This is a genomic window from Lactobacillus sp. UMNPBX17, assembly GCF_002553735.1.
Taxonomy (GTDB): Bacteria; Bacillota; Bacilli; order Lactobacillales; family Lactobacillaceae; genus Lactobacillus; species Lactobacillus gallinarum.
On sequence record NZ_PCYT01000047.1, the window covers coordinates 1 to 13,478 of the forward strand.

10 protein-coding genes are annotated in these 13,478 nt (G+C 33.6%); 3 read left to right on the forward strand and 7 right to left on the reverse strand.

The annotated features are described in order from the left end of the window. Positions 1-72: 72 nt before the first annotated feature. Positions 73-771 (reverse strand): YoaK family protein, encoded by a 699-nt coding sequence (locus CP368_RS07440; protein ID WP_199161334.1) that lies wholly within the window; start codon positions 769-771, stop codon positions 73-75. A 240-nt stretch (positions 772-1,011) separates the two neighbouring features. Between CP368_RS07440 and CP368_RS07445 the strand changes: the two genes are divergently transcribed. After that, on the forward strand, positions 1,012-1,365 hold the full coding sequence (locus CP368_RS07445; protein ID WP_098036385.1) for a helix-turn-helix domain-containing protein: 354 nt from the start codon (positions 1,012-1,014) through the stop codon (positions 1,363-1,365). A gap of 34 nt (positions 1,366-1,399) precedes the next feature. Here CP368_RS07445 and CP368_RS07450 read toward each other — a convergent pair whose 3' ends face one another. The 5 genes from CP368_RS07450 to parE all read right to left on the reverse strand — a co-directional run bounded on the left by CP368_RS07450 (position 1,400) and on the right by parE (position 8,558). After that, positions 1,400-1,978 carry a peptidylprolyl isomerase gene (locus CP368_RS07450; RefSeq protein ID WP_098045937.1) on the reverse strand — a complete coding sequence of 193 codons (579 nt, stop codon included), beginning with the start codon at positions 1,976-1,978 and terminating at the stop codon, positions 1,400-1,402. 80 nt (positions 1,979-2,058) lie between these two features. Continuing rightward, a complete protein-coding gene (locus CP368_RS07455) occupies positions 2,059-2,994 on the reverse strand; it encodes a manganese-dependent inorganic pyrophosphatase (protein ID WP_025006106.1) in 936 nt (311 codons plus the stop codon). A gap of 20 nt (positions 2,995-3,014) precedes the next feature. Then, a complete protein-coding gene (locus tag CP368_RS07460) occupies positions 3,015-3,989 on the reverse strand; it encodes a LysR family transcriptional regulator (protein ID WP_098044020.1) in 975 nt (324 codons plus the stop codon). A 149-nt stretch (positions 3,990-4,138) separates the two neighbouring features. After that, positions 4,139-6,595, reverse strand: coding sequence for a DNA topoisomerase IV subunit A (gene parC, locus CP368_RS07465; protein WP_098044021.1), 2,457 nt, complete (start codon positions 6,593-6,595; stop codon positions 4,139-4,141). Positions 6,596-6,611: 16 nt separating this feature from the next. Continuing rightward, entirely contained in the window at positions 6,612-8,558 is a 1,947-nt protein-coding gene (parE, locus tag CP368_RS07470; RefSeq protein ID WP_087235541.1) for a DNA topoisomerase IV subunit B, read from the reverse strand. Between the two features lie 96 nt (positions 8,559-8,654). Between parE and plsY the strand changes: the two genes are divergently transcribed. After that, positions 8,655-9,281: a glycerol-3-phosphate 1-O-acyltransferase PlsY gene (gene plsY / locus CP368_RS07475; protein ID WP_098045938.1), complete on the forward strand. Its 627-nt coding sequence runs from the start codon at positions 8,655-8,657 to the stop codon at positions 9,279-9,281. A gap of 96 nt (positions 9,282-9,377) precedes the next feature. Here the strand turns inward: plsY and CP368_RS07480 are convergent, their stop codons facing one another. After that, on the reverse strand, positions 9,378-12,905 hold the full coding sequence (locus CP368_RS07480) for an SNF2-related protein (RefSeq protein WP_098045939.1): 3,528 nt from the start codon (positions 12,903-12,905) through the stop codon (positions 9,378-9,380). 123 nt (positions 12,906-13,028) lie between these two features. Here CP368_RS07480 and CP368_RS07485 point away from each other — a divergent pair, with 123 nt between their 5' ends. Beyond that, complete coding sequence (locus CP368_RS07485) at positions 13,029-13,319, forward strand: hypothetical protein (RefSeq protein WP_233185835.1); 291 nt, start codon at positions 13,029-13,031, stop codon at positions 13,317-13,319. Positions 13,320-13,478: the final 159 nt, after the last annotated feature.

Here is a 13,478-nt window from a genome sequence, read left to right on the forward strand (position 1 = left end):
ATATGAATTATGCGCAGATACAAGTAAGAATTAATTGCTCTCTTTTATACTTCTTTATTGCTATATAATTACTTATTTTAGCATGTCTACTTTTTTATTATTTTTCAAAGCATTAAGATAAATCATGTTTATAAGTGCTAATAAGATTACAGCTATCCATATTGTTTTTAAAACAAAAAACTTTTGAAGAATTGCTGAAACAATTGCACCAACTCCAAATGAAATTACTAATAACATATAATTTACTGCAGCTGTATGTTGGCTTTTATCTTCACCAAAGAAAAATGCGCTCCAAGCAACAACTGATTTCTTTAGATTTCCAGTTGTAAATGCATTATTATATCCCATTCCTTCAATTTTGCTGAATGATGCATTTTGAATGGCTAGTCCAAACGCAATTGCCGGCACAATATAATAATTAGGAACACTACGCGGCAAAAAACCAACAATTAAGCAAATAGCCAAAATTGGAAACAAACAAAATACTCTCCAATAATATCCTTTAACGTACTTATGGAAAAGACCTACTACGAGCAATCCTAAAGAAAAAGCGATAAATGTACTTGAACGGTTAATCATGCCAGCTATATTATGGTCAGCTAAAGCTGAACTGAAGAAAATAATGTTTCCAGTTTGTCCAGCAGATAATGTATGTCCCCTTTGAATATATGTATAGGCATCCACAAATCCTCCACAAAAAGTAAGAGCGCATGCTAATTGTCTAGATTCTGCAGGACGCTCATATTTATTAAAAATCTCTTTTAAATTCATTTCTTCATTAATTCCCCTCTTAATTTATAATCAGTTTACATTATAAACTTTATATAGAACAAAAATATAATTTCTTAAGATTATCTTTCAAATTACTTAATTTTATAGGGTTTTTGAGTTAGAATTACCTAAGTGGAATCACGGGATAAGAGACTGTAAAATAGTTTATTCATTTTATCCTGAAACTTTTATAGTCTATAACTATAAAGGTATAAGTAACTTGAAAGGATCGAATGCTTTGTGAATATTAATTTAGGAGAAGAAATTTCTCGTAGAAGACGTGAACAAAAACTTACACAGGAGGACTTAGCTGAACTTAGCGATCTTTCAGTTAATTTTATTTCACGCTTAGAAAGAACTAAAGATCAAAACATTAGTATTCAGAAGCTTGATTCAATAGCTCGGGCTTTGAACACTAGTACACCAGATATTATTAATAATGCTTATTCTGCTAAAAATATTAAGCTAGAAAATCATGTTAACAATACGCCAATTTTCATTCAAAAAGTTACTAATGAGTTAAGAAAATTACCAGACGATCAAGCTGAACGAGTATGTAAGTCACTCATCGTACTTTTAAAAGAAATGAATTAAAAAGAAGTTGCGAGCGCAACTTCTTTTTTTAGTCTTAAATTTCTATATTATTTATAACTACATCTTCTAGAGGCTTATCCATTTTATTTTTCTTTACCTTGGCAATTTCATCGACTACATCCATGCCATCAATTACTTGACCAAAAACAGTATGACGACCATCTAACCATGGGGTTCCTCCTTGCTTATAAGCATGAATAATTTCTTTAGGATAACCAGCTGGCTCCATTTGCTTGATGTAACGCTTAGGCATGTTCTTATTCTGGACGATAAAGAATTGACTGCCATTGGTATTAGGACCTGAATTTGCCATTGATAATGCACCACGAAGATTGAATAAATCACGTGAGAATTCATCTTCAAAAGGATGGCCCCAAATACTAGTGCCTCCAGTACTATTTCCTTCAGGGTCACCACCTTGAATCATGAAATCACTAATTACACGATGAAAAATAGTACCATCGTAGTATCCCTTTTTTGCCAATCGAACAAAATTTTCAACGGTCATTGGAGCTTGTTTTGGGAATAATTGAATCTTAATATCACCGTGATTAGTCTTAATAGTAGCACGAGGACCTGTAATATTTTCTAAATCTAGTTGTGGGTATGACATATATTATTATCTCCTTTAAATTTAAGATAAAAAAATGACTAGGGATATGTTCCCTAGTCATTTTTAGTAGAACCTAAAAATTAGCCTTCAAAAGCTTCTGTTAATGGTGGAACTACTTGTTTCTTACGTGATACAACACCAGGCAACTTAACTTCTGAATCATTAAGCTTCTTATCAAAAGCTTTTTCAAACAATTCTTTAGTTTCATTAGAACCAACTACTAAAGCTTCAGAATCTGAATCAAGAATGTTAGTGATTAAAAGCATAAACATGTCATAACCATTATCATTTGATGCTGATTCCATAGCCTTTAAAAAGGCATCCTTACGTTCCAAAGCTTCAGGTAGGTCAACTACATTGATTTGTGCTACACGTACGTTGTGGCCGTTTAAAGCAAAGCTCTTAGCATCTAAATCAATTAATTCTTCCTCTGATTTATTACTAATGTTAGTACCTGCTTTAAGCATTGCTAAACCATATTCTTTGTAGTCAACGTTGGCAATTTTTGCTAATGCTTCAACAGCCTTTTTATCATCATCAGTAGTAGTTGGTGATTTAAGAAGTAAAGTATCTGAAATAATAGCTGAAAGCATTAATCCAGCAAGTTTTTCAGGAATTTCAATACCATTTTCGTTAAACATCTTCCAAACGATGGTTGAAGTACAACCCATTGGTTCAGCACGATAGTATAAAGGATCTGCAGTATTGAAGTTCATAATTCTGTGGTGATCAACAACATGAGTAACCTTAACTTTATCGATATCTGAGACACTTTGTTGAGGTTCATTGTGGTCAACTAACATTACAGCCTTAACTTCTGGAGCAGCTTCTTTGATAACACGAGGAGCTTCAAAACCAAACTTCTTAAGGGCATATGCAGTTTCATCATTAGGCTCACCCAAAGCTACAGCTTCAGTGTTATAGCCTAATTTATTTTGTAAGTATGAAAATGCAATGGCAGTACCAATAGCATCAGTATCTGGATTTTGGTGTCCGAAAACAAATTCTTTTTCCATTGAATAAATTGCCTCTTTTTCTAACTTTTTATTTGATCTACTAATAGTTTACTAAAATTCTGATGCTTGTCCAAGAACTTTTCCCATTCTTTTAAGAGATTTTGCATTCTAGGTATTTCAAGCTTGCCTTTACGATAAACGTAGGAAATATGAAATCCATGATCTTCCTTCAAATAAATTGGAGTCAAATTGGTTGAGTCAATTTCATCACGATGGGCGTCATAATAGGATTGAGTAATAAAGGTATCGTAATCTGAATTCTCAGCCATTTTGATTAATTCTTTTGTAGATCCAATTTTAATAGGAATAATCGGCTTATTCTTTTTACCGAAGTATTCATGCATTAAAGGTGTCAAATAGAAATTGTCAGGATATGCGACCCATTTTCTATTTATAAAGCGTGAAACTGGACAAGTTTCTTCAGCTTCAACAGTTGTTTTATGAGTTAAAACTACTAATCGATCATCATAGAAGTGTTCGTAATTATACTGGTGACGTAAATTAGTATCTTCCTTCTTCGTATTGTCAGGTAAATACATAATCGCCATATCAACTTGGTTGGTATCCAACCTACGCCATAGCTCTTTACGATCAAAATAATTGATAGTAAAGGTTACATCAGGATATTTCTTATTAAATTCACCTAAGAATTTATGGAAAAGATCTGATTGAAGTGAATCCAAGATCCCTACAGAGATATGACCTTTATCTGCTTGAGTATATTCTTGAATATCACTTACAACTCCATTGATAGTATTAAGCAATTCAACTGCAGCAGTTTCCATTTCTTTCCCTGCTTCGGTTAAATATAGCTTCTTACCCATTTGACCAAATAAGGGCGCACCAATAGCATGCTCAAGCTTTTTAACTTGTTGAGTTAATGCTGGTTGGGTAATTCCCAAAATTTGAGCTGCTTGGGTGTAGTTCATTGTATCAATTAGTTGTAAAAAATAACGTAATAATTTAGCCGACAATATTGTATCAGTTTTAGGCATAACAATTATCTTCTTTCTCGAAATTTTATTTTATGATAAGTCATGTCCCATAACATAATTTATTATCTATCCAAAAAGAAATAGTGTCAAAACAAATGTCTCAGCACTATTTTCTTTTTATAAAATGTTATTAAATAATAAGCATGATATTAATTCTGACTACTAATTGGACGACCTAATTCAATATCTGTTGGTGTACCATCTACCGTTGTATCGATAACAAATGAACCGTTTGAATAACGATCACCTAATGGATATTCATTAGTCTTAATTTCAATGTGACGGTCACTAGAGGTAGTAACATGTAGGATATGATCTTGAGCGTAAGGCATTAAAGCTACAATTCTATGTGGTTTAGTCTTTAGTTCGCGTAAAACTAATACCCCACGTTTGGCACGAGATACCTTATTAACTAAAGAAAGCTTAAATTGCTTAAATGCACCCCGTTGAGTAATTAAACCAACATGCATTAAATCGAGATACTGACTGTCAACTAAAACATAGCCGACTATATAATCGTCATCTTTAAGGTTAGCTGACTTAACCCCTACCGCTTTAGAACCTGACGTTGGAATTTCACTGATGTCATATCTAATTGCATATGCTCGATGAGTAAATAATGTGATTTCCTTTTTATCATTAGGATTAATTAGATCTACCCCAATCAATAAGCTATCTTTATTCTTTAATTTGATAGCTGTCATAGCACGTGATTTATAAGTTCTAGTTGGTTGCAAGTTAGTCAATTCAAGTTGTTTGATATAACCATCATTGGTAGCTAGAACAAAGTTTTTAGTTACGTTTAAATTATCGAATACAAAGACACGAATAATTTGTTCATCACTGTCTAATCCAATTTCTTGAGAAAGGTGTTGCCCAGTTTCTTTCCATTTAGTTTCTACTAACTCATGAACTGGTCGGTAGATAACATTACCATGATTAGTAAATAGATAAAGATTAGATAAAGTGGATAACGTATTTTCATAAATTACTTTATCTCCATCTGGTAAGCCATTATCGGCATCATCAGTAGATTGGTATGATCTAAGTGAAGAACGCTTTAAGTAACCATCACGACTGATTAATACACGTACTTGTTCATCAGCAACTAATGCTTTTTCATCAATTTTAACTTTAGCACTTTCTTCAGAAATCTCAGTACGACGAGGACTAGCAAATTCCTTTTTTACAGCTGATAGTTCTTTAATAATTTCTTTTTCTAAGGTCTTTCGGTCTGACAAAAGTTTACGGTATTTTTCTGCAAGTTTATTGAGCTTAGTTTGTTCGGCAATCAATGCATTAACATCAGTATTAGTTAATCTATAAAGTTGTAAAGAAACAATTGCCTCGGCTTGATTGTCAGTAAATTTATATTTGGCAACCAAGTTCTTTTTAGCGTCAGCCTTGTTTTTTGAAGCACGGATGGTCTTAATAACTTGATCAAGAATATCCATCGCATGAATCAAACCTTGAATGATTTCTAGACGTGCTTCAGCTTTATTTAAATCAAATTTGGTTCGCTTAGTTACAACGTCTTCTTCGTGTTCTAAGTAGGATGATAAGATACGCTTTAAGCCTACTTGAACAGGAGTCATATGATCAATTGCAACCATATTGAAGTTATAAGAAACCTGTAAATCAGTATTCTTAAATAAATAGTTTAAAATGTTTTGAGCATCTGCATCTTTTTTTAGTTCGATAACGATAGACAGACCATGACGGTCAGTTTCATCACGTACTTCAGCAATACCATCAATTTCTTTATTTAATCGAATCTCGTCAATCTTTTTGACTAAAAGAGCCTTGTTAACATCAAATGGAATTTCTGTTGCTACAATTTCTTGACGGTGTCCACGAATTTCTTGAATACTGGTTTTAGCTCTAACTTGAATACGACCTCTACCAGTTTTATATGCTTCCTTGATGCCTTTAGTTCCCATAACAATAGCACCAGTAGGAAAATCGGGGCCTTTCACAAAATTCATTAGATCTTCTAATGAAGCATCAGGATGTTTTAGCAAATAAATAGTAGCATCAATTACTTCACCAAGGTTATGTGGAGGAATCTCAGTAGCATACCCCGCAGAAATACCCGTTGACCCATTGACTAATAAATTAGGAAAACGGGCTGGCAAAACAGTTGGCTCATATTCAGTATCGTCGAAATTAAGAACCATTTTAACTGTTTGCTTATCAATATCTTGCAAAAGCATGTTTGATATTTTGTTTAAGCGAGATTCAGTATAACGCATAGCCGCAGGACCATCACCGTCCATTGACCCGTTATTTCCATGCATTTCTACTAATGGTTCACGCATCTTCCAATCTTGGGATAAGTGAACTAAAGCACCGTAGATAGAACTGTCACCATGTGGGTGAAAATTACCCATAATGTTACCAACAGCCTTTGCGGCCTTTTTAAATGGCTTATCATAGGTATTTCCATCTTGATACATTGCATAAAGAATGCGTCGCTGAACAGGCTTTAATCCATCACGAATGTCAGGTAAAGCCCGTTCTTGAATAATATATTTGGAATATCGCCCAAAACGCTCGCCCATAACTTGTTCAAGCGGCATTTCACGAATTCGTTCTTTTGTGGTCATTAATTAAAAACCTTCTTTAATCATCTTCTGATTCTAAGATTGAGCTATCTTCGCCCATTCTAAATTTAACGTTTTCTTCAATCCATTTTCTTCTAGCAGCGACTTTATCACCCATTAAGGTAGTTACTCGTCGTTCAGCAAGAGCAGCATCATCAATTTTTACTCGAATTAGCATTCTGGATTCAGGATTCATGGTTGTTTGCCAAAGTTGTTCAGCATTCATTTCACCCAATCCTTTGAAACGCTGTAATGAATAGCCACGTTTCATAGTCTTTTCATCTTTAGCAAGCTCTTCATCTGTCCAGGCATACTGAATTTCTGCTTTCTTGCCACGTCCCTTTTGTAAACGATAAAGAGGTGGAAGAGCAATATATACCTTTCCCTTTTCAATCATTGGACGCATATAGCGGTAGAAAAAGGTTAAAAGCAAAATCTGAATATGAGCACCGTCGTCATCGGCGTCAGTCATGATAATAACTTTGTCATAATTTGAATCATCAACATCAAATTCAGCACCTACACCTGCACCAATGGTATAAATCATAGTGTTGATTTCTTCGTTTTTAAAGATATCTTGTAATTTAGCTTTTTGAGTATTTAAAACTTTACCACGTAAAGGCAAAATTGCTTGGAAGCGTCTGTCACGGCCTTGTTTTGCTGAACCACCGGCAGAGTCACCTTCGACTAAGAATAATTCATTCTTTTTAGGATTACGTGATTGAGCAGGGGTAAGCTTACCAGAAAGAACTTCTTTTTTGCGTCTTTTCTTGCCGTTTCTGCTTTCGTCTCTAGCCTTTTTAGCAGCTTCACGTGCATCCCTAGCTCGTTGTGCCTTCTTCACCAATTCTTGAGCTAATTCACCATTTTCCATCAAATAGTAAGACATCTTTTCGTAGACGAGTGAATCAACTGCTGAACGTGCTTGTGGGGTACCTAATTTACCTTTAGTTTGACCTTCAAATTCAAGTAATTCTTCTGGAATTTTCACTGATAAAACAGCGCTTAAACCTTCTCGATAATCTGAACCATCGATATTTTTATCTTTTTTACCAAGTAGTCCCTGCTTTTTAGCATAATCGTTGAAAGCACGTGTAAATCCGCTGCGAGCACCAGATTCATGAGTACCACCATCACCAGTACGAACATTATTAACAAAAGACACTAAATTTTCTGAATATCCATCACTATATTGACCGGAAAATTCAATTTCCATGCCATCTTGTTTTCCTTCAAAATAGAAAACATCACTAATAGTTCCCTTACCTTCATTTAGATAAGAAACAAAAGATTTAATTCCATCATCATATTGAAATACATCATGATGTTCAGGTTCTCGCTCATCAGTTAAAACAAACTTAACACCTTTAAGCAAAAAGGCAGACTCACGAATACGTTCCTGAATAGTCTCATACTTATACTTAGTTGTTGAAAAGATCATAGCATCTGGTTTAAAAGTAATTGTAGTACCAGTAGGATCTTTAGTTTTGCCTAAACACTTAAGAGTTCCAATAGGATGTCCACCCTTTTCAAACTCTTCTTCGTATGCCTTTCCATCTCGAACAACACGTACTTTCATATAACTTGAAAGTGCATTTACTACGGATGAACCTACACCATGAAGTCCACCTGATGTTTTATAGTTTTGTTCAGTAAATTTACCACCTGCATGGAGTACAGTCAGAATAACTTCAATAGTTGGCTTTCCTGACTTATGCATTCCTGTAGGCATCCCACGTCCAAAGTCTCTTACAGTTACACTATTATCTTTATGGATAGTTACATCAATTTCTTTACCAAAGCCGGCCATGGCTTCGTCAACAGAGTTATCGACTATTTCGTAAACTAGTTGATTAAGACCATGTATATCTGTTGAACCAATATACATACCTGGTCGTTTACGAACAGCTTCTAGTCCATGTAATATTTGAATTGAAGAATCATCATAAGTATTAGCTTTTGCCACTAAAAAATCCCCCATTTACTCAATAATTCACCAACACCGTATATTTAAGGAATAATCTTTGCTAAAATAGCGATAGATTAATAGGAGTTGTTGAATATGTTTGCATTAAAATTTGCATCGTTGTTTATTTTAGCATACTTGATCGGATCTTTTCCGACGGGTGTATTAGTGGGAAAAATCTTCTTTCACAAAGATATAAGAAAATATGGCTCTGGTAATATAGGTACTACTAATACTTTTAGAGTATTAGGTCCATTAGCTGGAATTATTGTTTTCTTGGTAGATTTTTTCAAGGGAACCATAGCTACATTATTACCAGTTCTATTTCATCTAGGACCTCATTATCTTAGCCTGATTTTTGGCCTAGCTGCAATTTTAGGGCATGCCTTCCCAATCTTTTTAAAATTCAAAGGTGGGAAAGCCGTTGCTACATCAGCCGGTTTCTTATTAGGCTATAATATCCACTTCTTTTTAATTTGTGCAGTCATCTTTTTCCCAATCTTGTTTATTACAAGTATGGTTTCATTAACTAGCCTAATTTCAGTAGTTTTAATTTTTATAGCTTCATTGTTCTTCCACGATCTTGCCTTAAGCATTATCAGTGGACTGCTCGTAGTCTTAATCTACTGGAGCCATCGAAGCAATATAATTCGTCTAAAGCATCACCAAGAAAATATGGTGCCATTCGGATTATATTATTGGTATTATAAAAAACATCACTAAATTAAACTAAATATAAAACCAGCAAGTATATAACTTGTTGGTTTTATATTTAGTTTTTTATTATACCTATGCAAACAATAGTTCGCAAGTGCAAAATCATTTTAGAATCTTTAATAAATTTTCTTTACTCATTGTAGCTTGTGCGACATCATGATTATCTAAAATTATCTTGGCTAAGTCTGCTTTTTTATGTTGTAACGAAATAATTTTTTCTTCAATACTGTCACGGGTAACCATTTTATAAATTTTAACTGTGTGTTTTTGTCCCATACGGTGAGCACGATCACTTGCCTGATTTTCCGCAGCTAAATTCCACCACGGATCATAGTGAATAACTACATCAGCACTAGTTAAATTAATGCCAGTTCCCCCTGCTTTAAGAGAGATTAAAAAGATGCCAGGTTTATCTAATGTGTTAAACTGACGAATTTTTTCCTGACGTTCTTTCTTAGCAGTTACTCCTGTAATTACAAAAATAGGAATCTTTAGTTTAGCTAACTTGTTTTGAATTATCTCTAGCATTGAAGTGAACTGTGAAAATAAGAGAATTTTATGTCCATTTTCTATATTTGCTTTGATTAGCTTAATAGTCATAATCAATTTGCCAGAGTTACCATGATAATTCTCATACAATAAATGCGGATCACAACAAATTTCACGTAATTTAGTAATTTGCGCAAAGATTTTAAAATGAGCACGCTTGAATTCTGCATCCCCCTGACGAGCTAATTCGGCTATTAACTTTTGCGTTTGTAGTTTATAAAGTTCAGCTTGCTTAGTACCCATAGTAACGTAAACGATCTCTTCGTCTTTTGCAGGTAAATCGTTTAAAACATCCTTTTTTAGCCTGCGCAGAATAAATGGCGTTACCATTTCAACTAATTGATTTTCGGCATTTTCGTCTTCTTCTTTAATTATTGGTATCTCAAACTTCTTCTTAAAGTTTAGATATGATCCTAAAAAATTAGGCATTAAATAATCAAAGATGCTCCATAATTCACTTAATTTGTTTTCGATTGGTGTACCTGTTAAGGCAAGCTTATGATGAGCCTTAATAACTTTAGCTGATTGAGCTGTAATTGATTGGTGGTTTTTGATATTTTGTGCTTCGTCAAGAATTTGGATATCGAAAACAAGTCCCTGATAAGATTCCAAGTCACGATTTAAAGATTGATATGAGGTAATCAATAAATCGTAATTATTAGCGTTAGAGAGAATTAATGCTCGCTCTTTTTTAGTTCCACCTAGTACAGCAGTTTTTAATTCAGGCGCAAATTTTTGTGCTTCATTCTGCCAGTTATAGATAACCGATGCTGGTGCTACTACTAAACTAGTGCTATTTTTCTTTTTCCTAGTTAATAATAAAGCAATTACCTGTAGAGTTTTACCTAAGCCCATTTCATCGGCTAGAATTCCGCCAAAATTATAATTAACTAATGTACTAAGCCAATTAAATCCTTCTTTTTGATAAGGACGTAAGACACTTTTTAGCTTAGTAGGCAGCTTACTTGGTTTTAATTGGTTTTTGTTTAAATCATTAATTAATTGATTAAAAGCTTCATTACTGGAGAAATGTAAAGAATTAGCTTTTTTCATTTCTTTGGCAAAGTAAAAGGCACGATAAGCAGGTAATTGTAATTTTCCATGGATAAAATCTGTAAAGCTGATATCTAAATCATGCAGTGTTTGAGCTAATTGCTCAATAGTTGGTTGCTGGGTATGCTGAAGTAGACCATTAGATAAAACAAAATAGCGCCGCTTTTCTTGATATGCTTTAAGTGCAGCTTGAATATCTTCCCAACTCATTTTTTGACTGGAGATATCTACATCAATTAGTTCATTGGTTAAGTTAACGCTCACACCTAATTCCATCTTGGTATTGGTACTTTTTAGGAGAGATCTAAACGTTGGCGTAATTTGCACCTCGCCAATTTCTTTAAATTTGGCAATTCCATGATCAAGAAATTCGCCTAAGCGATCTAAATCATCATTAGACAACAGATATTCATTATTCTTGAAATCAGAAAAATATTGTTTAACTAGTTGTTCAATTTCATTTTCTCTTTTAGCTTCACGGCGCTCAGTTTGAGAAAAATTACGATTTAGTAAGTATGTATTTTTGCCATATTGAACAAGGGCTTGGCACAGGGCATTATTATCTTGATAGTCGAATTTAAATGTAAAATTTGCTTCAGGTGGCAAAATAGCTCGTAATTTATTAGCGCCAGATATCTCTAGATAATCAGATTGCTCTAATTTAGGCAAAACTTTTCGTGTAAATTCAGTAACGTTTTTCTTGCTAAAACGTAATTCTTCACCGGGATGCAAGCCTAACTGAGCTAAATACTTAGGAGTGAGGCCCTCATATTTAATCCATACGCCTTTGTAATAACCATAAAAATTGTCATTTCCTGTTATTAGTGTTGAGGTCGGAAAATCTTCTACTAGAATATGAGCACTGCCATTTTCTTCTTCAATTTGGATATTAGCTGTCAGTTTATCGGTAGTATAACCTACAAGACGAGTCCCAGAATATAGCTTTGATCCTTGGTACAATAAATCATTTACTTCATCAGCAATTGAATCGCTGACATCGATGCGATCAAGAGTCTCAGTAGAATATCCCCATTTATTTAAGTTGCGAGCATCGACAATCTTCTTAATAAAATCTAGCCACCGCTTGCTACTAGTATCCATTTTTTCGGAATCAATTACTTCGTTGAAAAATTTGCCCAATTTTATCGGTTGTTGATCATGAACCATATCGATTAAACGATTCAGATCCTTAAGCTGATAAAGATGATTTCCTTTACCCAATTTAAATTGAATACTAAGCATAGAGCCATAATTGTTGGTTTGAGCCCTTAAAACTATTGGATCATTATCTTCCTTAGGCTTAGTGGAATATAGTGAAAGAAGCTGTAATGCAGCATCATTAGTTATATCAAAAGGATCATCTTTAAGGTATTCAGGAATAAATTTAAGCCAAGTCAAAGCATTGATTACCTCTTGATTTACAGAAAGCTTATGAAAAGCATTAAAATCAATTGCAATGATTTGCCAACGTGTAAATTGGACATCCAATGTTACCCAGCTGCCATCGTACTGCTCTAAATGCCAAATATATTCATAAGAACGCATTTTATTATCTAAATGATCACAACTAATTTCTGTTAAATTCAGCTTTAGTTGCATAGCAGTTTGATAGTCTTGCTTATTACAGAGTTTATCTCCAATAATGTCTAGTGGATTAACTGCGGGCTGGGCTTTAATAATACTTTCTTTTATGTCTTCAGAAAGTAAATCACTAAAATGAGTCCCTTGAGTTGTAGAATATTTTTTATTTGTTTTTTGTTCATTTTCTGTTGCTAGAAGTGCTGCTACTTCATGTTTACAACGATGGCCCTTCTTAGCCCATGGACAATTGCACTTTAATTCAGAAGCACGACCGTCTAAACGAAGTCGACCTGAAACGTTATAATACTGGCCTACTCCACCTTGAATCGTTGCAGCAAAATGTTCGTTATCTTGTGCAAGATCAAAAGACTTGATCATTAGATTGTCATAGTATATTTCGCCGCGACTTAAAATTCGAGCTGGAAATAGTGTACGCCAATTAGCCATTAAATCATTCCTTTTTGTAATAATTAGTTTAATGATTGGTAATAATTATAGTTTAAAGTAATATTTTAGGTATAAGCAAATATAATGTAATTACTAGTGTTTTATAAAGTAAAGAGAATAAATATGATGTTAGTAAAAAAGATTATTAAATCTACTGTATTCTGTGGCATAGGTATATTGGTAGGTAAAACCGTTAGTGAACAAAAGCATAAAAATACCGTTAAAAAGATATTGAGTGCTGATTATATGGATGACCATACTAAGATAAAATTGTTGCAAGATCTAAATGACATTAAAGTTAATAAAAGATTACCATCAACACAGATCGCTACAGACAAACTAAAGAAAAACATAAAAATGATTACAACACAATCAGCATCCCTAGTTAAAAAACTTAATAAAAATAGTCATTGAAAGCTTTAACTAAGCGGTTTGGTTATAATTATCTGTATATCTTTAATGTGCAAAAAGTAATTCGAATTTTAACGATTTATCGTGAGTGGTTATTATCGCAATCAAATTTAGATTTTGATGAATTGTATCATTATAGTCAAGAAAGAGAAAATATAGAAT